This is a genomic window from Pseudomonas sp. S30_BP2TU TE3576 (genome assembly GCF_050436025.1).
Taxonomy (GTDB): Bacteria; Pseudomonadota; Gammaproteobacteria; order Pseudomonadales; family Pseudomonadaceae; genus Aquipseudomonas.
In genome coordinates this window covers 4,791,031-4,816,701 of the sequence record NZ_JBNDLK010000001.1, presented here as the reverse complement: position 1 = coordinate 4,816,701, position 25,671 = coordinate 4,791,031, and the positions used below count along the sequence as shown (strand labels likewise).

The following is a 25,671-nucleotide window of genomic DNA, read 5'->3' as shown; positions in this document are numbered from 1 at the left end:
AGTCACGGGGAGGGGTAAACAAGGCGTTGAAAACCAAAGGCAATTGTCATTGACTCACAAGCGACAAACGGTTCGAGTCGGGATCGTCGATAACACACCAACAAACACTCGCCCGGAGCTGCCTTCCAGGCAACCCATAGAGCGAATAGAACTAAAAATCGTCTTTCTTATCAGGATTAAATCTGCAAAGTAATGGCACCTTGGCAATACTCCTTTGCTAAGAGAGTCACCAAGAACCCCAGAGTAGAGACATGACGTCCAATTTGACCAAAAGGCCATCGCTCCTGTGGTTCGATCTGACTCATGATCGGTCCACGAAAGAACTCGTCGCGCAGTTCGAGGACACCTGCGACTGCAAACTGGCGAAAAACTCCATGCTGCCCATCGCGGAACCGGCAGACATGATCTGCGTCCATTTTGATCGCCCCGACACGCCAGGCCTGCGGCTATTGCTGGAGATCAAACGCACCACCCCCACCATCCCGATCACCATGTTCACCGTGCAGCACTCGGAGGAACTGGCTGTATGGGCCATGCGCTCCAGCGTCTGGGAATACATGGTGCTCCCGCTCTCGAGCACCGAGAGGAAGCGTTACCTGACGGCGGTGGTGCAGCTCTGCGAGCTGCGCCGAAACGCCAACAGCCGGGGCAAGTCATCGCAGATCGACCACTCCCCGACCCTTCCGGAAAGCATCCGGCTGACCTCGGGACACCAAAAACACCAGGCGCTGAGCCATGTCATGCTGTACATCGAACAGCACTTTCGAGACAGCATCGATCAGAGGGAATTGGCGCAGCGCTGCGGCATGACGACATTTCGCTTCAGCCGCCTGTTCAAGGAAGCCAACGGGCTTGGCTTCACGGATTACATCCTGGACAAGCGCATGAACTTCGCCAAAGATCTGCTCGACAACAGCCAGATGCCGATTACCAGCATTGGCTATGAGGCCGGCTTCAAGGATCCGTCCTACTTCGCTCGTGCCTTCAAGCAGTTCGCCAACTGCACGCCCAGCGAATACCGCGTGGCACGCCAAATCAAAGCGGCTGCCGCTGCGCAACCGGTGCAGGATGACAAAACCACTGAAGTGCTCGAAAGCCTGGTACAGAGCCTCAGTGGTTAATTTGTTTTTTATACGCGCACACAAAAACGCCGCTCAATGAGCGGCGTTTTCGTTAAATATGGAGCGGGAAACGAGACTCGAACTCGCGACCCCGACCTTGGCAAGGTCGTGCTCTACCAACTGAGCTATTCCCGCAAATGGCGTCCCCTAGGGGACTCGAACCCCTGTTACCGCCGTGAAAGGGCGGTGTCCTAGGCCACTAGACGAAGGGGACACGCTACCCGGAACACATGGTGTGTGTTTCGGTGTCCAGAGCCGCATCCGAAGACTTGGTTCTGGTTTCACTCAGCCCTGCCCGAAAGCAACGCTGTTTAAAATTGGAGCGGGAAACGAGACTCGAACTCGCGACCCCGACCTTGGCAAGGTCGTGCTCTACCAACTGAGCTATTCCCGCATTGGCGTCCCCTAGGGGACTCGAACCCCTGTTACCGCCGTGAAAGGGCGGTGTCCTAGGCCACTAGACGAAGGGGACACACGTACTGCATTCACTCCCTGCCGCGTTTCGCTGTGTGCTTTACGCTGCAAGTGGCGCGCATTCTATGGATGGATTGAGAGGTCGTCAACCCCCTGATATAAATTTATTTAAATCAATGACTTCGCCCTGCTTTTGAGCGCCATTGCGGTTTTTCCGCTGCCCGGCGTTTGACGCCTATATTCCGGCACCCGCCAAGACGTTATAGTTCACCCAGTGATGGCACTTTGTATACCTGGTGCCATCATTTATAGAAACGGGGCTGCGGCCGATATAAGCACAAGCATGTCCGATCCAACCCGTCATGCGAGCCTGGGCGCTCAAATGCCAAGCCACCCGACTCGCATGCGTAACCTATAAAGAGGTCTTACCAGTGACGCCACTCATGATCACCCTGCTCGTCGTAGCCGGGATCGCACTGTTGATCGCCATTGGCTACATGAACCATGTGGTGGAAAACAACAAGCTGGAAAAGGCCCGTACCAAGATTGAGCTCAACGATCGCCTGCGACGCTGTGGCGAAATCACCGAGACGTTCCCCGGCCAGTTGATGACCCCCGCACTCAAGCTGCTGTTGGCCCGCCTGGAACTGAATGTCTGCCAGCGCCTGCTTAACCTGGAAAAATCCAGCGCCAACCTCAAGGCACGGATCGCCGAACTGGAGGCCCTTGTCGGCCAGGGCGAATCCATCCCGGTCAACAATCCGCCTGCACCCGTCCAAACCGAAGCCAAGGCCAAGGATGTACGCTTCCTGCTCGAAGCCCTGCATGGCCAGATTACCCGCGCGGCACAGGATGGCTTCCTGCCCCCCAACGAAGCCAAACGCTGGATCCGTGAAGTGCGCCATATCCTGGTGTTGCTGCACATCGAGTTCTTCAACAACCTCGGCCAGCACTCCCTGCAACAGAACCAACCGGGGCAGGCTCGCCTGGCATTCGAGCGCGGCGTGCAGTACCTGCGCAAACAACAGGAGCCACAGGTCTACGCCGAGCAACTGGAATACCTGGAAAAACTCCTGGCTCGCGCCAATGACCAGGTCATGGATCGCATCGCGCCGGTCGAAGGCGAAGTCAACCAGTTGACCGAGGGCCTCAAAGACGTCGAGGCCGACGCGGACTGGAAAAAGAAAGCGATCTACGACTGACCGGCGAAAGCACAAAAGCCACCGAGAGGTGGCTTTTTTGGGGCCTGGCCGATGATCATTTCAAAGCCTGAAATGCCCCACCATCCCCTTCAGCTCAACCCCCAGTTGTGCCAACTGAATACTGGATGCCGCATTACCCTGCATCGCCAGCGATGACTGATCGGCACTGGCGCGAATACTGGTGACACTGCGGTTGATCTCTTCGGCCACCGAGCTCTGCTCCTCGGCAGCCGCGGCAATCTGCTGGTTCATCTGCTGGATCAACGATACCGCCGCCGCAATACTTCCCAGCGCACTCTCGGTCTGCAAGGCATCGCTGACCGCCAGCTTCACCAACTCGCCACTGCTCTGAATCTGCTGCACCGACGACTGCGCCGCCGAGCGCAAAGCGCTGACCAGGCGTTCGATTTCTTCGGTCGATTGCTGGGTTCGCTTGGCCAACGCGCGCACTTCATCGGCCACCACCGCAAAGCCCCTGCCCTGCTCGCCAGCCCGGGCCGCTTCGATCGCCGCGTTCAACGCCAGCAGGTTGGTCTGCTCTGCCACGCTTTTGATCACACTCAAAACCGTGCCGATGTTGTGGATTTCCGCACTCAGGCTTTCGATGCTCGAACTGGCCGAGCTGGCCGAATCCGCCAACTGCTCGATTCGCGCCATGCTCTGACGCACCACCTGCTGGCCACTTTCTACCTTGCCGTCGGCCGTTTGCGCAGCCAGGGCCGCTTCTTCCGCATTGCGTGCGACATCATGCACCGTGGCCGTCATCTGATTCATCGCGGTGGCAACCTGTTCGGTTTCCTCTTTCTGCGTGCTGACTTCGAGATTGGTCTGTTCAGTCACCGTCGACAGCGATTGGGCAGAAGTCGCCAACTGTTCGATCCCCGACTGCAAGCCGCTGACTATATGGCTGAGCCCCGCGCCCATTTGCTGCATTGCCTGCATCAACTGGCCGATTTCGTCACGGCGGGTCACGTCAATGGTCGCACTCAAATCCCCTGAGGCAATCTGTTGCGCCACATGAATCACACTGCGCAGCGGTGCCACGATCAACCGGGTGATGAACCACGCGGCAACCAGCCCCACCAACAAGGCCAGGGCGGAAGAGCCAATGATCAGCAACGAGTTCTTTTTCAGCTCGGCCTGCATCGACTGGTCTTCAGCGCCATAAGCCTGATCCACCCGTTCAACCACCTGGGCAGCGCGTTGATGCAATTGTTGATAGACGGTTTTTTCCTGTTCCAGCAGGCCGGTGTACTCGGCAAGCTTGTCACTGAAACTGGCGATATGGCCCATCACCTCATTGAGGACGGTCTGGTAACCCTCATCCTTGACCGTGGTCTTGAGCTGCTCTGCCTGGGCCAATGCCTGGCTGGCCTGCTCGATCTTGCCCTGCCCGGCGCTGTCGTCACCTTTGCGGCTTTGATCCAGACGCACGCGAGCTTCATTCATGGCTTGCAGCATCAAGCGTGAAACCTGGCTGACCTGGCTGGCCTGCTCGATGAATTGCGCACCGTCCTTGCCTTCGGAGTCTTTCAGCGTATAGGCACCGTCATCGGCGAGTCCGGATTGCAAGACATCAAGATTGTTGGCCACGCTGGACACCGACCAACTGGCCATTTCCAGCGCCAGGTCCTTGGCCTGGCTGAGCGAGACAAACTCGTCGAAGGCCTTGCGATAGGCACCCAGGGACTGCTCGACATCATTCATCACCGGCACGTTGGCCGCAGACGCGGCCTTGAGTTGGTCGGCCAGGGCGATCAAGCCATCGACGCCCTCGTGCAGGGCATCGACGGTTTTCGGATTACCGTGCAAGGCGTATTCCTGCTCCAGCAGCCGCACCTTGAGCAAACCGCTGTTGAGCGATGACATTTGCTTGAGGCCGTCAAAGCGCTGGCTGATGGTTTGCAAGGACCACACGCCAATGCCCGCCACCAGCGCAGTCAACAACAGCACCAGGACAAACCCGATACCCAGTTTTTTCGCCATACCGAGGTTGGCAAAACGTCCTTGCACGCCCGAAATCATTGCACTTAGTCCCCTGCCAAAGTCTGTAGATGCAGATTCGCAACGGGCCAGTAGCAACACAAGGCTCTGACACCTGAATAATGGCAAAAAGCTACGTCAACGTCGTTTTCAGAACGCTTGAGGTCGATCCCGGGCAGTGGCCTGAAAGAACGCACGAGCACGCGGGTCGCTGGCATAGGCCACGTTGATACGCTGCCAGTCGCTGGCCTCACCCGAAGGGTTGAAGGCGGTCTTCGATGACAGCAGTACACCCAGGCGCCGTGCCTGGGCCCGCACCAGCTCGTCATCTGACATGCGTGATCGCGCCCAAATGAACAGGCCTCCCGCCGGCTTGCCGAAAACATCCCATTCGGCATCTTCGAGCGATTGCAACACCGCCAGCCGGTCGCTGTTCAGGCGTTGGCGCTGACGCTGCACCAGTTTGCGGTAGGCACCGTTCGCCAGCAGACACGCCAGCACCGACTCGCAAAATCGCGAGGCGCCCATGCCGCTGATCATCTTGACCTCGGCCAGACGTGTAATGACTTCGACACCAGCCACCACGAAGCCGACCCGCAAGGAACTGCTGAGGGTCTTGGAATAACTGCCCACGTAGATCACGTTGTCGTCCAGCGCAGCCAGTCGCGTGCCGGAACCACTGTGCAAATCCGCATAAACGTCGTCTTCGATCACCTGCACGCCATGAGCCCTGGCCAGTTGCAGCACGCGACGCGCCATCACCGGCGCAAGGCTGCTGCCGGTCGGGTTGTGATAGAAGCTATTGATCAGCAGCCCTTGAGGCCGGTGCTTGACCAGCACGGATTCGAGCACCTCCACGTCCGGCCCGCGCGGTGTACGCGGCACCTCGATCATGTGGATGCCATGCAGCCTGAGCAAATCGAACAGCAGCGGATAACCGGGACTCTCCACGACCACACAGTCACCGGCCTTGAACAGTGTCCGTACGATCAGGTCGAGCCCCTGACTGGCACCCGCCGTGGTCATGATCCGGTTGTCCTGTGCCGGGATATCCAGTTGCCTGAGGCGCTTGAGGATCTGCTGTCGCAAGGCTGGCAAACCCAGCGGCGTGCTGTAGTTGAACAGGCTGGCTGTGTCGGTGCGACTGACTTGCCGAATCGCATAGCTCAGATCGTCTGTCTCGCGCCAGCTTTCGGGCAGCCCGCCACAGCCCAGCCGCAGCTCACTCGAACGGGCTCCGAGCTCGGGCTCAGCCCCCTCGAACCACACCGGCTCGTGCTCTGCACCCGCGGCCAATACCGGGTTGGCAACCGCATAGCCCGCCCCATGACGTGACACCAGCATCCCCTGCGTGACCAGGCGTTCGCAGGCCTGGGCGACGCTTAACTGACTGAGCAAATTGTTCCGCGCGATCTGTCGCACCGAAGGCAGGCGAGTACCGGGCGATACCCCGCTGGAATGAAGCCAGCACGTCAGCGCATCAACAATTTGCTGTACGACGGGCACCAGCGCCTGTCGGTCGATTCTCAATTCCATGAGCAAGCAAACTCCTGTGGTTTTGCGAAAAGCAGTTAATCACAGGAGCGTTCGCAGGCATGTGCGACAACGCCGCCAAAATCCTTGGTTCTAATCATTTGAAACACATTGCCCGGTCCCTTTGTGGAAGCAAAAAACCTGTGGGAGCGGGCTTGCTCGCGAATGCGGTGGATCAATCACTAATATGTCGACTGACACGCCCTCTTCGCGAGCAAGCCCGCTCCCACAGGTTCCGGGTGTATTCGGTGTGTGGTGTTAAAACGCGGTAACGCCGCCATCCACCGCCAATGAGTGCCCTGTGGTGAATGCAGCGCCATCGCTGCACAGGTACAACACCGCGCTGGCGATCTCCTCGACCTTGCCGATGCGGCCTACCGGATGCATGGCGTTGGCAAACTCGCCTTTTTTCGGGTCGGCCTCGTAAGCGCGACGGAACATATCCGTGTCGATCACCGCCGGGCACACTGCGTTCACCCGGATCTTTTTCTTGGCGTATTCAATGGCCGCCGACTTGGTCAGGCCGATCACCGCATGCTTGGAGGCTGCATAGATGCTCATTTTCGGCGCAGCCCCAAGGCCAGCCACCGATGCCGTATTGACGATCGCCCCGCCCCCCTGCGCCAGCAGCAACGGCAACTGGTATTTCATGCACAACCAGACGCCCTTGACGTTGACGCCCATGATCGCGTCGAACTCGTCGAGCGTGCCTTCGGCCAGTTTGCCTTTCTCGATTTCGATGCCGGCATTGTTGAAGGCATAGTCGAGGCGACCGTACGTATTGATCACCTCATCCATCAGATTTTTTACATCGCTTTCCAGGGTAACGTTGCAGCGCACGAAGGTCGCTTCGCCACCGGCCGTACGAATCAGCGCCACCGTGCCCTCGCCGCCCGCCGCGTCCATATCGGCCACCACTACTTTCAGGCCCTCGGCGGCAAATGCCTGGGCGGTCGCGCGGCCAATACCGGCCGCCCCGCCTGTCACCACGACCACCTGGCCGGAAAACGTCATGCTCATTGTTATGTCCTCGAAGAGAAGAAAGCGGGGAATCGCGTATGGCCAGTCTAGCCATGGAGGTCTTGAACACGGCAGCACTATCAAGGCTCCGGTTGGGCGCCCATGAGTTGCAGTGATGGAACTGCCGTACCAACTATCACTGCACTGGATCAACGTGCATTCGCCACATCAGCCGAACTTGCGGCATCGTCGCTGACCGGCTATCAACAAAGCTTCATTACATCCTGAGTGCCTGCCATGACCTCCCAGATCAATCGCCAATTCCTGCTCGCCAAACGTCCGGTTGGCGCGGCGACCCGCGAGACATTCACCTATCAGCAAGTGCCGGTCGGCGAGCCGGCGGCGGGTCAAATCCTGGTCAAAAACGAATACCTGTCCCTGGATCCGGCCATGCGTGGCTGGATGAACGAGGGCAAGTCCTACATCCCGCCGGTCGGGCTCGGCGAAGTCATGCGCGCATTGGGTGTGGGCAAAGTCGTCGCCTCGAACAATCCCGGGTTCGCCGTGGGTGACTACGTCAATGGCGCCATCGGCGTTCAGGATTACTTCCTCGGCGAGCCGCGAGGCTTCTATAAGGTCGATCCGAAACTGGCACCCCTCCCGCGTTATTTGTCTGCACTGGGCATGACCGGGATGACCGCGTACTTCGCCCTGCTCGACGTCGGCGCGCCGAAGGCCGGTGATACCGTTGTGCTGTCGGGCGCGGCCGGCGCCGTGGGCAGCATTGCCGGGCAGATTGCCAAGATCAAAGGGTGCCGGGTGGTTGGCATCGCCGGCGGCGCCGACAAGTGCAAGTTCCTGATCGATGAACTGGGTTTCGATGGCGCTATCGACTACAAGAGCGAAGACGTCCTCGCCGGCCTCAAGCGCGAGTGCCCGAAAGGCGTCGACGTGTATTTCGATAACGTGGGTGGCGACATTCTCGACGCGGTGTTGAGCCGTCTGAACATGAAAGCACGAGTAGTGATTTGCGGTGCCATCAGCCAGTACAACAACAAGGAAGCGGTCAAGGGCCCGGCCAATTACCTGTCGCTGCTGGTCAACCGCGCGCGCATGGAGGGTTTTGTGGTGATGGACTACGCCGCCCAGTACGCCAGCGCCGCACAGGAAATGGCCGGCTGGATGGCCAAGGGGCAGCTCAAGAGCAAGGAAGACATCGTCGAAGGACTGGAGACTTTCCCGGAGACGCTGATGAAATTGTTCAACGGCGAGAATTTCGGGAAGTTGGTGCTGAAGATCTAAGGCAACTACAAACCAATGTGGGAGCGGGCTTGCCCGCGAATGCGGTAGATCAGTCAATAAATATGTCGACTGACACTCCCTCTTCGCGAGCAAGCCCGCTCCCACATTTGGATCTTCAGTGTTTGATCAGGCGAGTTCAGCCACAACGTCGGCCAACGCCTTGGCTGGATCAGCCGCCTGGCTGATCGGACGGCCGATCACCAGATAGTCGGAACCGGCATCCAGCGCCTGGCGCGGGGTCAGAATGCGGCGCTGGTCGTCCTGGGCGCTGCCCGCCGGACGAATCCCCGGGGTCACCAATTGCAGCGACGGATGCGCCGATTTCAGCGCCTGGGCTTCCAGGGCCGAGCACACCAGGCCGTCCATCCCGGCTTTTTCCGCCAGGGCGGCCAGACGCAGCACCTGCTCTTGCGGCTCGATGTCCAGACCGATGCCCGCCAGGTCTTCACGCTCCATGCTGGTCAACACGGTCACGCCGATCAGCAGCGGTTTCGGACCGGTGCGCTTATCCAGCACGTCACGACACGCAGCCATCATGCGCAGGCCACCGGAGCAATGTACGTTGACCATCCACACGCCCATTTCCGCAGCCGCCTTGACGGCCATCGCGGTGGTGTTCGGGATGTCGTGGAACTTGAGGTCCAGGAACACTTCGAAGCCCTTGTCGCGCAGGGTGCCGACGATTTCCGAGGCGCAGCTGGTGAACAGTTCCTTGCCGACTTTGACCCGGCACAGCTTCGGGTCCAACTGATCGGCCAGCTTCAGTGCGGCGTCACGGGTAGGGAAATCCAGGGCGACGATGATAGGAGTCTGGCAGGCGGACATGAGTGGGCTCTCAGGCAAGTCGAAATCGGCGCGCATTGTAGCGGAACCGGCGCCGCTGCGGGACCCGATGATCGGTAAATCGTCGAGACGGCTCAGGCAAGACTAGTCCCTGGGGCCATTGTGTCGAGTTCGATACACACACGACACGCCCGCAACACCCCGGCGCGCTACCCTCGGCAACCGCAACAGGTCCTCGCAACAGCACTTCCCGCCCCCGGGTCGGACGCCTATGCTGGAACCACAACCTCGCAGCCCATCTTTGTGGTTGGCAGCCTACCTGGCAGATGAACGCACGCATGCACACCCCCCAAGCCCCCGTGAACGACGACCCAAAAACGCCTGGTGACGACAAACGCTGGAGCATTCGCGCCCTGATCGTCGACGATGACGTCCCGATCCGTGAATTGATGATTGACTACCTGGCCCGGTTCAACATCCACGCCAGCGGCGTCACCGATGGCGCTGCGATGCGCCTGGCGATGCAGGCGGAGCATTTCGACGTGGTGGTGCTCGACCTGATGCTGCCCGGTGAAGACGGTCTGTCGCTGTGCCGCTGGCTACGCGCCGAGTCGGACATCCCGATCCTGATGCTCACCGCTCGCTGTGAACCGACCGACCGGATCATCGGCCTCGAACTCGGCGCCGACGACTACATGGCCAAACCGTTTGAGCCCCGCGAGCTGGTGGCGCGCATCCAGACCATCCTGCGTCGGGTGCGCGATGACCGCAGCGAACAGCGGGCGAACATTCGTTTCGACAATTGGCGCCTGAACAGCGTGCTGCGGCAACTGATTGCCGACAATGGCCTGGTGGTGCCGCTGTCCAATGCCGAATTCCGTCTGCTCTGGGTATTTATCGAGCGTCCGCGCCGCGTGCTCAGCCGTGAACAACTGCTGGACGCCGCTCGTGGTCGTTCGATTGAAGCCTTTGATCGCAGCATCGACCTGCTGGTGTCGCGCCTGCGCCAGAAGCTCGGCGACGATCCCAAGGCTCCGCAGCTGATCAAGACCGTTCGCGGCGAGGGTTACCTGTTCGATGCCCGGGACATCGGCTGATGCGCGGGCGCTTCGATACCCTGTTCGGCCGCCTGTTCGGCGTGCTGTTGCTGGCGATTATCCTCGCGCACCTGCTGGCCTTTGCCTGGTTTCACCATTACGGCCCGCCGCCACCGCCACCTCCACCGGCGTTTTCTGAAGGCCTTGATGGGCCACGCCCGCCGCTTGATCCACGCTTCGAAAAACGGCCGCCACGGCCGTGGTTCGGCGGCCCCTTGGTGCCCCTGACGTTTCAATTGGTCTCGCTGATCATTGCCGCCTGGTACGGCGCCAAACTGCTGAGCCGGCCGATCCAGCGCCTGAGCGATGCGGCCGAGCGCCTGAGCGAAAACCTCGACAGTCCGCCACTGGAAGAGTCGGGCCCACGGGAAGCGCGGTTAGCGGCGCACACATTCAACAAAATGCAGCGGCGCATCCTTGAACAGGTCAAGCAGCGCTCGCGCATGCTCGGCGCGGTGTCCCACGACCTGCGCACGCCACTGTCGCGGCTCAAGCTGCGGCTGGAAAAAATCGACGACGACCAGCTGCAAGGCCAGATGCGACAAGACCTCGACGACATGATCAGCATGCTCGACGCCACCCTCACCTATCTGCATGAACAGCGCACCAGCGAAGCCCCACAGTGGATGGACGTGCAGGCGTTGGTAGAGTCCCTGAGCGAAAATGCCCAGGACCAGGGCGCGAACGTCCAGGCCAGCGGTCACTGTGCCCCTCTGCAAGTGCAGCCGATGGCCCTGCGCTCTTGCATCAACAACCTGATGGACAATGCCCTGCGCTACGCCGGCCAGGCGCTGATCACCCTGGAAGACCATCGTGAACACCTGGTGATTAGGGTCATCGACCACGGCCCGGGTATCGCAGCAGAACAACGCGAAGCGGTGTTCGAACCCTTCTTTCGCCTTGAAGGCTCGCGCAATCGCAATTCCGGCGGCGTTGGCCTGGGCATGACCATCGCCCGCGAGGCGGCGCAACGAATGGGCGGACAGTTGACTCTGGAAGAGACGCCGGGTGGCGGCCTGACGGCGGTCATCTACCTGCCGCGCACCTGAAAATCCATCCGATCCATTGTGGGAGCGGGCTTGCTCGCGAAGAGGGCGTGTCAGTCGACATATTTATTGACTGATCCACCGCATTCGCGAGCAAGCCCGCTCCCACATTGATCTGTGTCGATCACAAAACCAGTGTGGGAGCGGGCTTGCTCGCGAAGAGGCCCTTATCAGAATACAGGTCTCAGGGCCTGCGATCTTCGACCCGCCCTTGAGTCTTGCTCCAGTCGGTCAACAGGCTGTAGGCCACCGCCAGCAACGTCGGGCCGATGAACAGGCCGATAAAGCCAAAGGCAATCAACCCGCCAAACACCCCAAGCAGGACAATGACCAGCGGCAGATTACCGCCCCGGCTGATCAGGTATGGCTTGAGCACGTTGTCGACACCGCTGATGATGAATGTGCCCCAGATCCCGAGGAATATGGCCAGCCCGTACTCGCCTTTCCAGGCCAGCCACGCGGTTGCCGGAATCCATACCAGCGGTGGGCCCATCGGGATCAGGCTGAGCATGAACGTCACGATGCCGAGCACCAGCGCACCCGGTACGCCGGCAATCAGGAACCCGATCAGCGCCAGGATCGCCTGGGCTGCCGCGGTGCCGATCACACCGTTAACCACCCGCTGTACCGTGCCCGCGACCAGTTCAATGTAGTAGCCGGCCCGTTGACCGATCAGCCGCTCCAGCAAAGTGTGCACAAACGCCGCCAGGCGCGGCCCGTCACGATAGAAAAAGAACACGAAGAGGATGCTCAGGGTCAGTTCGAGAATACCGCCACCGATCTGCGCGCTGCGCGCCAGCAACCAGTTACCCACCTGCCCCAGATAAGGCTTGAGCGATACCATCATCGCTGCGCCGTGCTCATCAATGCTGTTCCAGATCCCGACCAGCCGCTCGCCCACCAGGGGAATCGAACCCAGCCAGGCTGGCGCCTCGGGCAGACCCTCGACCTGCGCATCCTTGATGAACGCCGTGGCATCGCGAACATGGTCGGCAAGGTTGAAGCCCAGCCACACCAGCGGCGCCGCTACCAGCACCATCCAGCCCACCGTCAGCAATGCCGCGGCCAAAGACTCGCGGCCATTGAGCCAACGGGTCAACAAGCGCATCAGCGGCCAACTGGCAAAGGCCAGGACTGCGCCCCAGAACAACGCCGACCAGAACGGTGCCATCACCCAAAAGCTCGCGCCGAACAGCACCACGAGCAGGATCTGCACCAACAGGCGATCGTTATTGATCATCTAAAGTCTCGAAAAAGTCAGTCAGCAAAAGAGTAGGCGAACACGGCGTACGCGTTCGCCCGGTACAGCCTACCGCAATAGCTCGATGTGCAGGCCAGAGCCTTCGGCACTTCCGGTTTCCATCCGCGCTGCACGCACGCCCTGGCCAATCAGCGCCTGTCGCCAGGCTTCGGCATTCGCTCCGGAAATACTGACCCGCAAGGTGGTGTCCAGATTCAGTCCGCGAGAAATCAGGCGTAGCCAGGTCTCGTCAGGTGCGTCGCTCAACGTGGAGAAGTCGAGCTCACCAGTGCTCCTGAGTTCACGCAGCAAGGTCGCTGAGGTCGGCAACAACTCGCCCAGCGGTGCCGAAGCTTCGAACTGTTCGACATGCAGATAGGCTTTGCGGTTACCCCGAGTGATGCTGTACAGCGCTACGAGTGTGTTATCCCGTGGGGCGGCAAGTCGCAGCAGCAAATAGGCTTGTTGATCGTCGGCGCCGTACAGTTTGGCGTTGCCGAAGACTTCATTGGCCCAGAGGCTGCTTTCACCGCAATCGCGCGCCTGGCACCAAAAGAGCAACCCGGCGCCCTGCTGTTGCAAAGCTTCGCGGGCAGCGGTGAACGCCTCGATGGACGAATGCTCCGCTGGCAACTCGTAGGTCACCGAAGTGACGTTGCCGCGGGCACTGACCTGACCGTCGAAACGTAACTGGCCACTGATCTTGCGAATCGAGCCCAACGGGTAGATCCGCTCCAGTCCGGCGGCCGGGCGATAGTCGACAATCTGGGCGTCGGCCATGCGCGGCACTATCGGGAGATCGTGACTGCCCGGAATATCGGCGGCGAACAACAAGGGACTGAAACTGCACAGCACCAGCAAACTGAATGAACGCATGGATAGACTCATCGAATCAGCATGGCCTGGGCGCCCTTGATGACACTGGCTTCATCGGCGCGTTGCGGTATCTGCAGTCCACGCTGCACCGCCGGCCGGGCCTCCATGGTTGCCATCCAGCGTTGCAATGCCGTCAAGCCCTCCACCGAGACGCCCGACCACTCGTAACCGCGCACCCACGGAAAGGTTGCGATGTCGGCGATGCTGTACTCGCCAGCGAGGAACTCGACGCTTTGCAAACGCGTGTCGAGCACTTCGTAGAGGCGACGGGTTTCATGCTGATAGCGGTCGATGGCGCCCTGGAGCTTTTCCGGAAAGTAGCGGAAGAACACGTTGGCCTGGCCCTGCATCGGGCCGATACCCCCCATCTGGAACATCAGCCACTGCAATACCAGCGAACGGCCCTTCGGGTCGCAAGGCATCAGCTTGCCGGTTTGTTCAGCGAGGTAAATCAGGATGGCGCCGGACTCGAACACAGCGAAATCGCCGTTGGCACGGTCGACAATCGCCGGAATCCGTCCATTGGGGTTGATCTTGAGGAAGTCCGCGGACTTCTGCTCCTTATTGTCGAAACTCAAGGCATGCACCGTGTAGGGCAGGCCGAGTTCCTCGAGCACGATAGAGACCTTGTGGCCATTCGGGGTCGCAGCGGTGTAGAGATCTATCATGGTTGTCTCCCATTTCAACCCGCCCAGCCTCGACAGTTGCCCGTCGCAAGTCAAGGAATGGCGAAGAACCGATTGAAACAGTCTGCGACAAGGTCGGCGCCGGGTTCGTCATTGAGGTGCAAATGATGGCCGCCGGGCAGCTGTTCACGGCTAAAGGGTAGACGCTCCAGCAATTCGGGGTGTTTGGCGAGCATGCCGTCGGCAGCGACCACCAGAGTTGCAGGGCATTTGACCCGCTGGACGAAGGCCATGGCCTGCTCGGAGGTAAGGCGCAGTGGCGATGGCAGCGTGAGGCGACTATCGGTGCGCCAGGTATAACCGCCCGATACCGGCATCAGGCCACGCTGCGCCAGCAGTTCAGCGGCCTCGCGGCTGACCGCCACCAGGCCTTTCATGCGCGCCTCGATGGCACGGTCGAGGGTGTCGTAGACCGGTTTGCGCTTTTCCCGCAGATCCAATTGCGCTTGCAGGGCCATGCCCATGCGCTCGGCAGCGTTTTCACCTTTGTCTGTAGGAGGAATGATGCCGTCGATCAACGCCAGGTGGGTGACCCGCTCGGGCATCGACCCGGCGATGATCAGCGAAGCGATGGCGCCCATGGAATGTCCCATCAGCGCAAATTTCTTCAGTCCAAGCTGTTCGGCGACCTGCAGCACATCGTGGGCATAGTCCCACATGGCGTAACCGGCTCCCGGCGGGCGATGCCCGGAATGACCGTGACCGGCCATGTCCAGCGCGATGATACGCAGGCCTTTGAGTTTGGGTGCCAGGCGGGCAAAACTGTTGGCGTTGTCCAGCCAGCCATGCAGGGCAATCACCGGCAAACCGTCTTCAGGACCGAACAGGTGCGCCGCCAGTTCGATGTGCGGCAGACTCAGGCGGACTTCTTCGACGACGTGGCTCATGCGCATTCCTGTTGTCGACGGCCGTCCCAGCGGTTGAACAGGCCTTTGAGCATTTCAGCGGTATCAAGGGGACGCTCGAGCGGAAACATGTGGCCGCCAGGCATGGTCAACGACTCGCCCAGCGGCAGGCGGTCGACCGAACTGGCGTGATGGCGCATGACCACGCGGCTGCTGTGCCCGCGAACCACCGCCAGCGGCACTTTCAACTGCCGGGTGCTACCCGGGCTGGTGTGCGGCACGCCGCGATAGATGCTGATTTCCGTGGCCGGGTCGAAACGCAGGCGCAGCTTGTCGCCATCCTGGTGCAAACCATGCTGCAGGTAGGCATCGAAGCATTCCGGGTCGAAACCGCGAAACAGGGTTTTACCGGCGAAATACTTGCGGGCGCTTTCCAGGTCGGCGAATTCTTCACGACGACCAAGGGTCCGGCCGGCCGGGGTCAAGCGGTCGATGAAACCAAAGCGCTTGGCCGCACGGATGACCCATCGATCGGTTCGGGTCAGCACCGGCGAGTCGAGCATCACCACGCCGCGATACAACTCGGGGCAGCGCAAGGCCGCATGCAGGTGCAACACGCCACCGAAGGAATGACCGACGCCCCACACGGGTTCGGCCTGCCGTTGCAGGTGATGGATCAACTCGTCCACCAGGTTGTACCAATTGTCATCGGCCGGGAAACGCGGGTCGTGGGCGTGCTGCTCCAGATGCGTCACCTGATATTCGGGTGCCAGCGCCGCAAACAACTTGCCGTAGGTCCCCGAAGGAAAACCATTGGCGTGGGCGAAAAAAATCTGTTGCGACATACCTGCAAATCCATGAGCGAAAACAGGTGTTGATTGTCCGCAAGACCGCGTCCTGCAGCAATGACCGTAACTGCCAGGAATGATGACACACCCGCCGTGGCAATGACGCCACTGCGGACACCGCCTGTTATTTCTGACAGTTGACCGCCAACCGGTATCAAGCAGATAAGAAGGACTGTTCCACCAAGTCACAGGCAATCTCACGATGACCCACGCCAACACTCCCGCCATCCAGGTATTTGACCCTCGCCGGCTGAGCGTGCGTGGTGTGGCGTATCACCGTCGCGAGAATGCGCAGGCACCACAGCCTTGCATCATTCAGCAGGAATATGACGGCGCCGGTCGCGCTGTTCTGACTCGTGATCCACGCCTGTTCCGTTTGCATCAAGACGGTCAGACGGCCGCCAATCAGCACAACATTTTCAGTTTGTCGGGCACTGTAGTGCTTTCGCAAAACAGTGACGCCGGTTGGCGCCTGGGGTTGCCCGGCGCGCACGGGCAAAGTGTTGAAGGCTGGGATCAGAAACTCAGCCAGAGCCGAGTGGACTATGACCCTCAGCGCCGCCCGGTCGCTACGTTCGAGCGTGCGTGGCAAGGCGCGGAACGCTGCATCGCACGTTTCACCTATGCCGATAACGACGCCGATGCCAGCCATAACCTGCGCGGCCAGTTGATTCGGCACGACGACAGCGCCGGCACCCTGCTCGTTACCGAGTTCAGTCTGAACGCTACGCCGCTACAGCAAAGCCGCACCTTTATCGCCGATCCGCAATGGCCGGTGGACTGGCCCGAGTCAGTGCCTGAACGCGACGCCTTGCTGGAGAACGCGCCAGCCATCACTCGCCTTCATTGCAACGCCGCCGGTGAGCCCGTCACCCAGACCGATGCATTGGGCAACCGGCAGACATTCCTTCATACCTGTGCAGCCGAACTGCGTGAGGTTCGTCTGAAACTCGCCGGGCTGGCAGAGGAAACGGCGCTGGTCCGGGACATTCAGTACAACGCCTTCGGCCAGATAGAACGACAATGTGCGGGAAACGGCGTTATTTCATGGGCGACTTATCGACCTGACGATGGCCGACTGGAACACCTCAAAGCCCATGTAACAGGGCAACCGGCCTTGCAAGATCTGACTTACGAATACGACGCTGTGGGCAATATCACCTGCATCACCGACGGCGCTGAAGCGACTCACTTTCACCGCAACCAGCGCATCGAGCCAGTCAATCGCTACCGCTACGACAGCCTCTACCGCCTGATCGAGGCCAGTGGCCGGCAATTGCGCAACGCGCCGGGTGGACCACAGCTACCGGATTTCCAGCCCGCCACCGATCCCGGACAACTGGAAAATTACACGCGTATCTACACCTACGATGAAGCCGGTAACCTGAAGGTCATGCAGCATCAGGCAGACAGCGCCAGCCGTACCGAACGCACGGCAGTCGCCCGGTTCAGCAATCGCAGCCTGCCCGAAAAGCCCGATGGCGAACTGCCCGACGAACAGGAAATTGCCATCGGTCATGATCTCAATGGCAACCGTACCGGGCTTCAACCCGGGCAAACTCTGCTTTGGGATCTGCGCAACCAACTGCGCCAGGTCGATCAGGTGGTGCGTGAAGATGAACCGGACGATTGCGAGTTTTATGTGTACGACGGCAGTGGCCAGCGTCAGCGAAAAATCCGTCAGGCCTACACCGGCGCATTGACCCGCACCCACGAAACCCGTTACTTGCCGGGAGTGGAAGTCCGCACGTCTGCCGACGAGACACTCCACGTCGTGACGATCAAGGCCGGACGCAGCACGGTGCAAATCTTGCACTGGCAGACTGAACCGCCAGCCGGCATTCCCCAGAACCAGCATCGCTACGGTTTTACCGATCATTTGGGCTCCAGCGCCCTGGAACTGGACGAAGCGGCCTTGCTCATCTCCCGGGAAAGTTACTACCCCTATGGCGGAACCTGCTGGTGGGCCGGGCGCAACAAACTGGAAGCCAACTACAAAACACTGCGCTATTCAGGGCAGGAACGGGATGCCACCGGGTTGTATTACTACGGGTTTCGTTATTACGTGCCGTGGTGTCAGCGGTGGTTGAATCCGGACCCGGCAGGCGTTGCCGATGGCTTGAACCTGTATGCCATGGTGCATGGCAATCCAATTGGACACGTGGACTTTCAGGGGCTGATCACTGTCGGTGAAGTGTTTAACGCTGCTGGCGCAACGCTTGCGCGTGACGGGCTGAGTGCCTTGGCGGGGGGAACTGTCCGGTATTTTGCGACACAGGCAATGACACAATGGGCAACACGGCCTGACGACGCAGACGGTCAAACCGTGGACCCAGGCTCCAACCTCGCCTTGACCGTGGCAGGCTCAGTGGTGGGGGCATTGGCCGGCGGTTCGATGGGGATGGGTGCGGGAAGCAACATCGTTTCCCGTTACAGCAACAGCCGTACCGCGCAATGGATCGGGGCGACGCTCGGTGGTGTGCTGGGTGCAACAGCGGGCGCAGCGGCTCCCCTCTATTCCTATATGAGCAACCCCGGTGCATTGAATGTCGTGGCCATCGGCGTCATTAGCAGTGTGCCTGGAAACCTGACCAGGGAAACCGGGCAACGAGTCTCCGCAGAGCTTGGTCCCAGACTCACACTCGCGCCGTCCGGTGTTGCGACGGCCCTGCGCACAGGTGTCTACGGGGCATTGCTGTTTAGCGGTGGCGCCATTCGAGCAGAACTATCTCCTTTAGCCGGAGTAGCCATCAGTGCTGTCGTCGAAGGTCTTGATGGGGCATCTATCGTCACTATCAATGCGTCGCGCGCAGGAACGTACGCATCAGGTACCAATCGGCTATCCATGCCAAATTTCTGGGAGGTCATATATGGCTGGTCTACGCGCACCGCCGGGGCAACCTTGACCGCCTCTCTGACGTTTATTTTCAACCCGCTGACCAGCGCGATTGAAAACGTCAATTTGCGGATGGGAACCGCCGCAACAATGGCAACTCCCACTGAAGCCCGAACGTATTTGGGACAACACGTGCAGCGCGGCGTTGCCGCGCTGTTCAGGTCTGCCAATGCGAACTTCATACTGGACCACTTCACCCCACCGAACAGGGAGTGGACGGGGCACCCGGACATGCCCAATAGCGACGAAATCAGGATGACAACGTTCAGCTCCCGTGCTTCGAGCTAGCCCTAACGCACCGGCGGATTCTCCCCCAGCGGCACCACCGCCATGGTCAGCCGCGACACGCAACTGGCCTTGCCTTCATCACTGGTCAGGCGAATGTCCCAGACATGGGTCGTGCGGCCGATGTGGATTGGCTTGGCCACCGCCGTCACCCGCCCGCTGCGCAGGCCGCGCAAATGGTTGGCGTTGATTTCCAGGCCCACGCAATAGAACTTGCTGGCATCGATACACAGGTAGCTGGCCATGGACCCGACCGTTTCGGCCAGTACCACCGAGGCACCGCCATGCAGCAAGCCGTAAGGCTGATGGGTGCGGTGATCGATGACCATGCTGGCGGACAGGGACTCCTCGTCGAAGGCTTCGAAACGGATGTCCAGCACTTCGCCGATGGTGTTTTTCTGGATTGCGTTCAACTGCTCGATGTTTGGAGTGGTGCGCCACAGGCTCATCGCAGAGTTTCCTTGTTGGTTTTGTTCGTGGATCAATCCTGCCACAGCACCGCTTCGTTGCGCTCGCTCCATTCTTCAAAGCGCTCGCCATAAGCTGCTTCGATCACGTTGCGCTTGATTTTCAGGGTCGGGGTGAGAAAGCCGTTTTCCACCGCCCAACTGTCTTTCACCACCACCAGGCGGCGCAGTCGCTCATGTTTGTCGAGGGCGCCGTTGACCTCTTCCAGCAGTTTTTCCAGGCTGGAATGCAAGCCGGCGCGGGCAGCCCCGTCGGCATCCTGCTGGCCGACCGCCGACAACACGCACAAGCCCAGCGGTGCGCTCAAGCCATCGCCCACTACGCAGACCTGTTCGATGCGTGAATGCACGGCCAGGCGATTTTCAATCGGCGCCGGGGCCACGTATTTGCCTTTGCTGGTCTTGAAGATTTCCTTCAGACGCCCGGTCAGGCGCAGATAGCCTTCGGCGTCTTCCTCGCCCTTGTCGCCGGTACGCAGGAAGCCGTCCTCGGTAATGGTGTCGGCGGTTTTTTCCGGTTCCTTGTAATACCCGAGCATGGTCGCGCCACTGCGCACCATGACCTCCCCCGTCTCGGCGATCCGCACTTCGACTTCCGGGCACGGTTTGCCGATCCAGCCCGGTTTGTTCTGGCCCGGCATGCAGATGTGCGAATAGCCGCAACTCTCGGTCATGCCGTAGACCTCCAGCACATCCAGCCCCAGTTTGCGGTACCACATCAACAAGGTCTGCGGAACGGGCGCCGCGCCAGACAACGCGATGCGCAATGCATCCAGCCCGAGCCCGGCCAGGACTTTATGCCCGACCCGCTTGCCAATGATCGGCAGGCCGAGCAGGAAGTCGAGGCGTTTTGCCGGGATCTTGCTGTACACGCCCATCTGGAATTTGGTCCAGATGCGCGGCACGCCAAACAGCGCGGTGGGGCGTGCACGCTGCAGATCGGTGAGAAAGGTGTCCAGGCTCTCGGCGAAGAACACCGTCTGGCCGGTATAGATCGACGCCAGTTCGACGAACATCCGCTCGGCAACGTGGCACAGCGGCAGGTAGGACAACAACCGGTCCGACTCGTTGAGGCCGAACAGCGAAGTGCCGTGGGTGGTGGCGAATCCCAGAGTGCCGAAGCTGTGCATGACACCCTTGGGCAGGCCGGTGGTGCCGGAGGTGTAAATGATGGTCGCCAGTTGATCGGCGGCGGGTTTGGGATCGTCCTGGATCGGCGAGCTGCGTTGCAGGTCGTCCCAACTGAAATCAAAGTCGCCGGGAGGATGCAGCGGCAGGCTGATGGTCGGCAGGTCGGGGCTGACGCCACGGGACATGCCGGGCCAGTCGTCGAGCTTGCCGATGAACGCCAGCGTCGCTTGCGAGTGTTCAAGCACCTGGCAAACCGATTCGGCGGTGAGGTTGGGGTACAACGGCACCGACACATGCCCGGCCATCCAGATCGCCAGGTCGGCAATGATCCAGTGCGCGCAGTTCTTCGAGATTAGCGCGATATGGCTGCCCTGCGGCAGTTCCCGTGCCCGTAACCAGTGAGCCGCGCAACGGGCCTGATGACCGACGTCCGCCCAGGTCAACGTCTCGACCTGGGCGCCTGCGACAGGCTGGACCAGAAAGCGCTGGCGGGGATGACGGGCTTCACGCTCGTAGAAAACGTCCAGCGGCAAACGAAAAGCAGCAGACATGCGACTCGCTCCTGTGATTTTGGTCTGGAGCAAGCGTAGTCAACCAAGCAAGTGCTTGGTTGACTATTTCATTCAAAATTTTTCTACATCTGTGGGAGCGAGCTTGCTCGCGATGACTGACTCACATTCAACAAAGTTATTGACTGACCTACCGCTATCGCGAGCAAGCTCGCTCCCACAGTGTTCAGCGCCGTCTTCAGGTCAAGCTGTGTCCTTTGAAAGGGCTGGCTAAGGGTGCTTGATGCTGTCGAGCTTCATCGAGCCGACTAGTAACTCATCACCCTTGAGTTCGGCCAACCCGGCGGTGCTGACTTTTTCCGGCGGATGCCCGGCACCATGTTGCAGGTAACTCAACAAATGCCCCACCAGCGGGTTGTGGCTGACCAAAAGGACGTTGCTCACCGATACGAGCTGCTCGGCCACTTTGTCCGGATCGGTTTCCGGGGTAAGCCATTCGACGGTGCGGATTTCCGGTTCGAATCCCAGTGCTTCGCGCACCAGTTGCGCCGTCTGCTGCGCTCGCAGGTACGGACTGGCGTAGATCGCCGTCAGCGGTTGGCCCATCAGTAGCGCGGCGCTGCGCAGCACCTCCTCACGACCGTGGTCTGTCAGTTCCCGCTCCGAATCGTGGGGACGGGCACCGTGCGGAACGGCTTCACCATGACGCAATACCCAGAGTTTCATAGCTTGGGTTCCTCATCTCGGGCCGAATGCGGTGCCGGTGCCACGACGTGCGGCGCTTCACCTTCCGGCGTACGCGGCGTCGGCCAATCGGCGAACGGCCAGGGTTTCTGGTCGCTGTGAAAACTGCCGAAACGCCCGATCTGCGCCAGAAACTGGCTCAGGCTGTCGCCGAAATTCATCAGGCTGGCGCTCGGGGCGCCATAGAACAAACGATAGATCAACTGCACCAGCACGACGGCGCCGAGGATGAACTGCGCCACTTGCCACACCAGCACGAAAACGATCATCCACAACACGCGCAGCAGGATGGATTCGTATTTGGCTTCTACTTTCGGATCGTTCATGCGCAACTCCATGCTTTTCTGGCAAGTGTGATTAGTTGAAACCACTGGTGGAAATAAAGTCGACATCGGTTTTCGGCTCGCCACGCATTAACAGAGCGATGACCTGTTCCAGCGTACGGCCTTCGAACAGGATCGCATGCAGCCCGGCGACCAGCGGCATGTACACGCCAACCTCCTGGGCCTTGGTCTTGAGCACTTTAAGCGTGTTGACCCCTTCGGCGACTTCGCCCAGGCGTGTGACGGCCTCGTCCAGGCTCAGGCCCTGGCCGAGGGCGAAGCCGACCTGATAGTTACGGCTCTTGGGCGACGAGCAGGTCACGATCAGATCGCCCACGCCCGCCAGTCCCAGGAAGGTCATCGGGTTGGCGCCCTGATTCACCGCGAAGCGGGTCATTTCCGCCAATGCCCGGGTGATCAGCATGCTCTTGGTGTTTTCCCCCATGCCCAACGCCACCGCCATGCCGGCGATGATCGCGTAGACATTTTTCAATGCCCCGCCCAGCTCGACACCGAAACGGTCGGCGCTGGCGTACACGCGAAAGGTGCGGCCGTGCAGCGCGGCCTGAACCTGCTGGCACAGTTCTTCGTCTTCACTGGCGACCACCGTGGCGGTCAGCGCGTGTTCGGCGATTTCACGGGCGAGGTTGGGTCCGGACAGGACGCCGATGCGCGCCTGCGGGGCAATCTCTTCGAGGATCTCGCTCATCAGTTTGAACGTGTGGGCTTCGATGCCTTTGGTCAGGCTCACCAGCAATTTGCCGGTCAACCGTTCGGCGTGCGGCACCAGCACCGAGCGCAGCGCGCTGGAGGGCAATGCGACGAAACACAGGTCACAGGCATCCAGGGTGGCTTGCAGGTCGGTGACCGGCGTCACGCCGGGCAGGATCTTGATGCCTTTGAGGTAACGCGGGTTCTCGCGATTGACCCGAATGGCCTCGGCCTGTTCGGGGTCGCGCATCCACTGAAGGACCTGATGCCCGTTCTCGGCCAGCAGATTGGCCACGGCGGTCCCAAAACTTCCGCCTCCCAGGACCGCAATTGGGCGCTGTTCAGTCATATGCAATCCGTTAATCCATACCAGTGGCGATGTCGGCATTATACGGGGCGGCCCCTTGGCGGCCAGCCCCGACGTCAAATACTGGCTCCCGCGGGAAGAAGACCAACAAATCCGAGGAAAATGCGGGCATCGTGAATGGAAAAGTCATTCGGCTCGGTTAACATGCGCGCCTTCAATCACTGACAGGAACGTGTTGTGTCTCCGGGTTATCCTTCACCGCGTTCGCCTTTGGTACTGGCGCTGATTTTCAGCCCGCCATTACTGGCCGACGATTTGTTCCTGGACAGCGAACCGCTGCCGCAAGTGCTCACGGCCACGCGCCTGAAGCAGTCGCCGGCTGCCGTTCCGGGCAGCATGACCGTGATCGACAGCGCCCTGATCCACGCCAGTGGCGCCCGCGACATCAGCGAACTGCTGCGCCTGGTGCCGGGGATGATGGTCGGCAACATCAGTGGCAACCAGGCCGCGGTGAACTACCACGGCACCAACGCGACTCAAGCCCGGCGCATGCAAGTGCTGATCGACGGGCGCTCGGTGTATCGCGCCGGCCTGGCTACCGTGGACTGGAGTGACATTCCGGTGGCCATGGAAGACATCGAGCGCATCGAAGTCTTTCGCGGGCCGAATACCGTCAGCTACGGCGCCAATGCCCTGATGGCGGTGGTCAACATCATTACCCGGCGGCCGGCCGACAGTCACGGTACGCGCATGAAAGTCATCCAGGGCCAACGCGGCATCAACGACTTTTACGCCAGCCAGGGCGTGGGCTGGGAGGATGGCGACTTGCGCCTGTCCTTGTCCGGCCAGCAAGACGACGGTTTCGACAGTGACCGCACCGGTGCCGACTACCACGACGGCCGACGCTTGAACCGTTTCAACCTCGCCGTCAGCCAGACACTCAATGCACAGCAAAGTATTGATTGGCAATTGAATGCCAAGGACGGCACCAACCAACGACCCTATACCTACAGTCCGGTGTTCCCGGGGATTACCCGCGCGGGCGACGACTCCGACGTCACCTCCAAGGACTATGCCGGGTCATTGCGCTGGAACCTCGATATCAATCCCGATCACAGCCTTTATATCCAGGGTTCGGCCCAACACTGGGATCGCCAGCAAACCTGGCGGGCCTGCGACGCAGAAGTATCGTTCAGCCCGCAACTGACCGAACTCTGGCAATTGAACCCGAACTACACCGAACGCCTGGCCCGCAACATCACGCGTTTCATCGATCCCGGTGCGCCGGCCGGTACACCCGCCGAGCAGGCGTTGGCCAACCAGGTTCTCGATCAATGGCGCAACGGCGCGAGCCAGACCGTGTGCGGCGACATCGACCAGAGCACCCGGGAATCGCGTTACGACCTCGAATTGCAGGACACTCTGAGCCTTGCCGATAACCTGCGGCTGGTCAGCGGGATAAACTATCGTTACGACCGGGCGGATTCCGAAACCTATTTCAATGGCACTCTCGATGACACGATCTGGCGGGCGTTCGGCCAGTTCGAGTGGCGTGCCACCGAACACTGGCTGCTGCAAGGTGGCGCCATGTTCGAAGATACCCGGTTGATCGGCAGCTCGCTGACACCCCGCGTGGCGGTCAACTACCTGATCAACCCGCGCCACGGCTTGCGTGCGGTGTACTCCGAGGCCATCCGCTCGCCGGACATGTTCGAGAACAACGTCAACTGGAGTTATCAAGTCACCAACCTCAAGCCCGGTGCCTTTGGCCAGTCCAGTGCCCGTTATTTCGTCAAGACCCGTGGCCCCGGCAACCTCGATCAAGAGCACATGCGCTCCCGGGAACTCGGCTACAACGGCTATTTTCCCGAACCGGGGCTGGCGCTCGACGTTAAGCTGTTCCACGACGAAATCACCGGCATGATCAGTGAACCGCTGCGCAACAATCAGTACATCGCCAGCAACGCCAACAAGGCGCGTTTTTCGGGGGGCGAAACCCAGCTCGACTGGCGTGTCGGCAGCCTCGATCGCCTGCGACTGACCTATGCCTACGTCGATGCCGACGCCAGCAACCCGCTGGATGCCAAACAGACTGCACGCAATAGCGGTTCCGCCGGGTGGATGCGCGATTGGGGCCGGGGCTGGAACAGTGCGCTTTTCTACTATGGGGATGACGCCCTCAACGGCTACCGCTTCGAACGGGTCGATGCGCGCATCGCCAAGCGTATCGGCCTGGGCAAGGCCAGCCTGGAACTGGCCGGAGTGCTCCAGCAACGGCTGGACAATCAGCCGACCACCTTCATCGATAACAATTATGACCAGCGCCACGTGATGTATTTCAGTGCGGAGCTGGAGCTTTAAG

General features: G+C 60.3%; 21 protein-coding genes, 4 tRNA genes and 1 pseudogene. 7 read left to right on the top strand and 19 right to left on the bottom strand.

Translation table 11 applies throughout. The features are described from left to right. Positions 1 to 251: 251 nt before the first annotated feature. Positions 252 to 1,121 (top strand): helix-turn-helix domain-containing protein, encoded by an 870-nt coding sequence (locus tag ABIA48_RS21965; RefSeq protein WP_429491288.1) that lies wholly within the window; start codon positions 252 to 254, stop codon positions 1,119 to 1,121. Between the two features lie 59 nt (positions 1,122 to 1,180). Here the strand turns inward: ABIA48_RS21965 and ABIA48_RS21960 are convergent. The 4 genes from ABIA48_RS21960 to ABIA48_RS21945 all read right to left on the bottom strand — a co-directional run bounded on the left by ABIA48_RS21960 (position 1,181) and on the right by ABIA48_RS21945 (position 1,593). Next, positions 1,181 to 1,256: transfer RNA gene (locus tag ABIA48_RS21960), tRNA-Gly, on the bottom strand. 3 nt (positions 1,257 to 1,259) lie between these two features. After that, positions 1,260 to 1,335 (bottom strand) — tRNA-Glu (locus tag ABIA48_RS21955). Positions 1,336 to 1,439: 104 nt separating this feature from the next. Next, a tRNA-Gly gene (locus tag ABIA48_RS21950) sits at positions 1,440 to 1,515 on the bottom strand. Positions 1,516 to 1,517: 2 nt separating this feature from the next. Next, positions 1,518 to 1,593 (bottom strand) — tRNA-Glu (locus ABIA48_RS21945). 385 nt (positions 1,594 to 1,978) lie between these two features. Between ABIA48_RS21945 and ABIA48_RS21940 the strand changes: the two genes are divergently transcribed. Then, on the top strand, positions 1,979 to 2,737 hold the full coding sequence (locus tag ABIA48_RS21940) for a hypothetical protein (RefSeq protein ID WP_429491286.1): 759 nt from the start codon (positions 1,979 to 1,981) through the stop codon (positions 2,735 to 2,737). 60 nt (positions 2,738 to 2,797) lie between these two features. On the opposite strand, the gene ABIA48_RS21935 is transcribed toward ABIA48_RS21940, so the two are convergent. From ABIA48_RS21935 to ABIA48_RS21920, 4 genes and pseudogenes are all read right to left on the bottom strand, one after another. Then, positions 2,798 to 3,502, bottom strand: coding sequence for a methyl-accepting chemotaxis protein (locus ABIA48_RS21935; RefSeq protein ID WP_405046322.1), 705 nt, complete (start codon positions 3,500 to 3,502; stop codon positions 2,798 to 2,800). Positions 3,503 to 3,706: 204 nt separating this feature from the next. Next, positions 3,707 to 3,883: pseudogene (locus ABIA48_RS21930) on the bottom strand (HAMP domain-containing protein); the annotation flags it as partial. Between the two features lie 987 nt (positions 3,884 to 4,870). Continuing rightward, a complete protein-coding gene (locus tag ABIA48_RS21925) occupies positions 4,871 to 6,256 on the bottom strand; it encodes a PLP-dependent aminotransferase family protein (protein ID WP_429491284.1) in 1,386 nt (461 codons plus the stop codon). Between the two features lie 255 nt (positions 6,257 to 6,511). Continuing rightward, complete coding sequence (locus tag ABIA48_RS21920) at positions 6,512 to 7,273, bottom strand: SDR family oxidoreductase (protein WP_204934049.1); 762 nt, start codon at positions 7,271 to 7,273, stop codon at positions 6,512 to 6,514. A gap of 237 nt (positions 7,274 to 7,510) precedes the next feature. On the opposite strand from ABIA48_RS21920, the gene ABIA48_RS21915 reads away from it, so the two are divergent. Beyond that, entirely contained in the window at positions 7,511 to 8,515 is a 1,005-nt protein-coding gene (locus tag ABIA48_RS21915) for an MDR family NADP-dependent oxidoreductase (protein ID WP_204934048.1), read from the top strand. Between the two features lie 126 nt (positions 8,516 to 8,641). Here ABIA48_RS21915 and pyrF read toward each other — a convergent pair whose 3' ends face one another. Then, positions 8,642 to 9,340 carry an orotidine-5'-phosphate decarboxylase gene (gene pyrF / locus ABIA48_RS21910; RefSeq protein ID WP_007988809.1) on the bottom strand — a complete coding sequence of 233 codons (699 nt, stop codon included), beginning with the start codon at positions 9,338 to 9,340 and terminating at the stop codon, positions 8,642 to 8,644. Positions 9,341 to 9,636: 296 nt separating this feature from the next. Here pyrF and ABIA48_RS21905 point away from each other — a divergent pair, with 296 nt between their 5' ends. Continuing rightward, positions 9,637 to 10,395 (top strand): response regulator, encoded by a 759-nt coding sequence (locus tag ABIA48_RS21905; protein WP_429491281.1) that lies wholly within the window; start codon positions 9,637 to 9,639, stop codon positions 10,393 to 10,395. Next, positions 10,395 to 11,444, top strand: coding sequence for a sensor histidine kinase (locus ABIA48_RS21900; protein WP_429491279.1), 1,050 nt, complete (start codon positions 10,395 to 10,397; stop codon positions 11,442 to 11,444). The genes ABIA48_RS21905 and ABIA48_RS21900 overlap by 1 nt, the downstream gene beginning before the upstream one ends. A gap of 181 nt (positions 11,445 to 11,625) precedes the next feature. Here ABIA48_RS21900 and ABIA48_RS21895 read toward each other — a convergent pair whose 3' ends face one another. The 5 genes from ABIA48_RS21895 to ABIA48_RS21875 all read right to left on the bottom strand — a co-directional run bounded on the left by ABIA48_RS21895 (position 11,626) and on the right by ABIA48_RS21875 (position 15,933). Then, a complete protein-coding gene (locus tag ABIA48_RS21895; RefSeq protein WP_310054634.1) occupies positions 11,626 to 12,681 on the bottom strand; it encodes an AI-2E family transporter in 1,056 nt (351 codons plus the stop codon). Between the two features lie 69 nt (positions 12,682 to 12,750). Further along, the gene (locus ABIA48_RS21890; protein ID WP_429491277.1) at positions 12,751 to 13,557 is read right to left on the bottom strand and encodes a DUF4892 domain-containing protein; all 807 of its coding nucleotides are present in this window, start codon (positions 13,555 to 13,557) and stop codon (positions 12,751 to 12,753) included. 8 nt (positions 13,558 to 13,565) lie between these two features. Next, positions 13,566 to 14,225, bottom strand: a complete 660-nt coding sequence (locus ABIA48_RS21885; RefSeq protein ID WP_429491275.1) for a glutathione S-transferase family protein — start codon at positions 14,223 to 14,225, stop codon at positions 13,566 to 13,568. Between the two features lie 50 nt (positions 14,226 to 14,275). Continuing rightward, positions 14,276 to 15,130: an alpha/beta hydrolase gene (locus ABIA48_RS21880; protein ID WP_310054631.1), complete on the bottom strand. Its 855-nt coding sequence runs from the start codon at positions 15,128 to 15,130 to the stop codon at positions 14,276 to 14,278. Beyond that, entirely contained in the window at positions 15,127 to 15,933 is an 807-nt protein-coding gene (locus ABIA48_RS21875; protein WP_429491273.1) for an alpha/beta fold hydrolase, read from the bottom strand. The genes ABIA48_RS21880 and ABIA48_RS21875 overlap by 4 nt, the downstream gene beginning before the upstream one ends. 205 nt (positions 15,934 to 16,138) lie before the next feature. On the opposite strand from ABIA48_RS21875, the gene ABIA48_RS21870 reads away from it, so the two are divergent. Next, on the top strand, positions 16,139 to 19,120 hold the full coding sequence (locus ABIA48_RS21870) for an RHS repeat-associated core domain-containing protein (RefSeq protein WP_429491271.1): 2,982 nt from the start codon (positions 16,139 to 16,141) through the stop codon (positions 19,118 to 19,120). Between the two features lie 2 nt (positions 19,121 to 19,122). Here the strand turns inward: ABIA48_RS21870 and ABIA48_RS21865 are convergent, their stop codons facing one another. The 5 genes from ABIA48_RS21865 to ABIA48_RS21845 form a co-directional block, all read right to left on the bottom strand. Beyond that, positions 19,123 to 19,566: a hotdog fold thioesterase gene (locus ABIA48_RS21865; protein ID WP_007988794.1), complete on the bottom strand. Its 444-nt coding sequence runs from the start codon at positions 19,564 to 19,566 to the stop codon at positions 19,123 to 19,125. A 32-nt stretch (positions 19,567 to 19,598) separates the two neighbouring features. Beyond that, a complete protein-coding gene (locus tag ABIA48_RS21860) occupies positions 19,599 to 21,266 on the bottom strand; it encodes an AMP-binding protein (protein WP_429491268.1) in 1,668 nt (555 codons plus the stop codon). 228 nt (positions 21,267 to 21,494) lie between these two features. Next, on the bottom strand, positions 21,495 to 21,950 hold the full coding sequence (sixA, locus tag ABIA48_RS21855) for a phosphohistidine phosphatase SixA (RefSeq protein WP_429491266.1): 456 nt from the start codon (positions 21,948 to 21,950) through the stop codon (positions 21,495 to 21,497). Further along, complete coding sequence (locus ABIA48_RS21850; RefSeq protein WP_429491264.1) at positions 21,947 to 22,294, bottom strand: DUF4389 domain-containing protein; 348 nt, start codon at positions 22,292 to 22,294, stop codon at positions 21,947 to 21,949. The genes sixA and ABIA48_RS21850 overlap by 4 nt, the downstream gene beginning before the upstream one ends. Positions 22,295 to 22,325: 31 nt before the next feature. Beyond that, complete coding sequence (locus ABIA48_RS21845; protein WP_429491262.1) at positions 22,326 to 23,351, bottom strand: NAD(P)H-dependent glycerol-3-phosphate dehydrogenase; 1,026 nt, start codon at positions 23,349 to 23,351, stop codon at positions 22,326 to 22,328. A gap of 195 nt (positions 23,352 to 23,546) precedes the next feature. Between ABIA48_RS21845 and ABIA48_RS21840 the strand changes: the two genes are divergently transcribed. After that, a complete protein-coding gene (locus ABIA48_RS21840) occupies positions 23,547 to 25,670 on the top strand; it encodes a TonB-dependent receptor plug domain-containing protein (RefSeq protein ID WP_429491260.1) in 2,124 nt (707 codons plus the stop codon). Position 25,671 lies beyond the last annotated feature (1 nt).

What these genes read in the sequence shown, in the direction of transcription:
- ABIA48_RS21875 (WP_429491273.1), bottom strand. Translation starts at nt 15,933, where the DNA reads ATGTCGCAACAGATTTTTTTCGCCCACGCCAATGGTTTTCCTTCGGGG.
- ABIA48_RS21940 (WP_429491286.1), top strand. Translation starts at nt 1,979, where the DNA reads ATGATCACCCTGCTCGTCGTAGCCGGGATCGCACTGTTGATCGCCATT.
- ABIA48_RS21965 (WP_429491288.1), top strand. Translation starts at nt 252, where the DNA reads ATGACGTCCAATTTGACCAAAAGGCCATCGCTCCTGTGGTTCGATCTG.
- ABIA48_RS21880 (WP_310054631.1), bottom strand. Translation starts at nt 15,130, where the DNA reads ATGAGCCACGTCGTCGAAGAAGTCCGCCTGAGTCTGCCGCACATCGAA.
- ABIA48_RS21885 (WP_429491275.1), bottom strand. Translation starts at nt 14,225, where the DNA reads ATGATAGATCTCTACACCGCTGCGACCCCGAATGGCCACAAGGTCTCT.
- pyrF (WP_007988809.1), bottom strand. Translation starts at nt 9,340, where the DNA reads ATGTCCGCCTGCCAGACTCCTATCATCGTCGCCCTGGATTTCCCTACC.
- ABIA48_RS21920 (WP_204934049.1), bottom strand. Translation starts at nt 7,273, where the DNA reads ATGAGCATGACGTTTTCCGGCCAGGTGGTCGTGGTGACAGGCGGGGCG.
- ABIA48_RS21935 (WP_405046322.1), bottom strand. Translation starts at nt 3,502, where the DNA reads ATGACGGCCACGGTGCATGATGTCGCACGCAATGCGGAAGAAGCGGCC.
- ABIA48_RS21900 (WP_429491279.1), top strand. Translation starts at nt 10,395, where the DNA reads ATGCGCGGGCGCTTCGATACCCTGTTCGGCCGCCTGTTCGGCGTGCTG.
- ABIA48_RS21865 (WP_007988794.1), bottom strand. Translation starts at nt 19,566, where the DNA reads ATGAGCCTGTGGCGCACCACTCCAAACATCGAGCAGTTGAACGCAATC.
- ABIA48_RS21850 (WP_429491264.1), bottom strand. Translation starts at nt 22,294, where the DNA reads ATGAACGATCCGAAAGTAGAAGCCAAATACGAATCCATCCTGCTGCGC.
- ABIA48_RS21860 (WP_429491268.1), bottom strand. Translation starts at nt 21,266, where the DNA reads ATGTCTGCTGCTTTTCGTTTGCCGCTGGACGTTTTCTACGAGCGTGAA.
- sixA (WP_429491266.1), bottom strand. Translation starts at nt 21,950, where the DNA reads ATGAAACTCTGGGTATTGCGTCATGGTGAAGCCGTTCCGCACGGTGCC.
- ABIA48_RS21895 (WP_310054634.1), bottom strand. Translation starts at nt 12,681, where the DNA reads ATGATCAATAACGATCGCCTGTTGGTGCAGATCCTGCTCGTGGTGCTG.
- ABIA48_RS21870 (WP_429491271.1), top strand. Translation starts at nt 16,139, where the DNA reads ATGACCCACGCCAACACTCCCGCCATCCAGGTATTTGACCCTCGCCGG.
- ABIA48_RS21915 (WP_204934048.1), top strand. Translation starts at nt 7,511, where the DNA reads ATGACCTCCCAGATCAATCGCCAATTCCTGCTCGCCAAACGTCCGGTT.
- ABIA48_RS21905 (WP_429491281.1), top strand. Translation starts at nt 9,637, where the DNA reads ATGCACACCCCCCAAGCCCCCGTGAACGACGACCCAAAAACGCCTGGT.
- ABIA48_RS21890 (WP_429491277.1), bottom strand. Translation starts at nt 13,557, where the DNA reads ATGCGTTCATTCAGTTTGCTGGTGCTGTGCAGTTTCAGTCCCTTGTTG.
- ABIA48_RS21925 (WP_429491284.1), bottom strand. Translation starts at nt 6,256, where the DNA reads ATGGAATTGAGAATCGACCGACAGGCGCTGGTGCCCGTCGTACAGCAA.
- ABIA48_RS21845 (WP_429491262.1), bottom strand. Translation starts at nt 23,351, where the DNA reads ATGACTGAACAGCGCCCAATTGCGGTCCTGGGAGGCGGAAGTTTTGGG.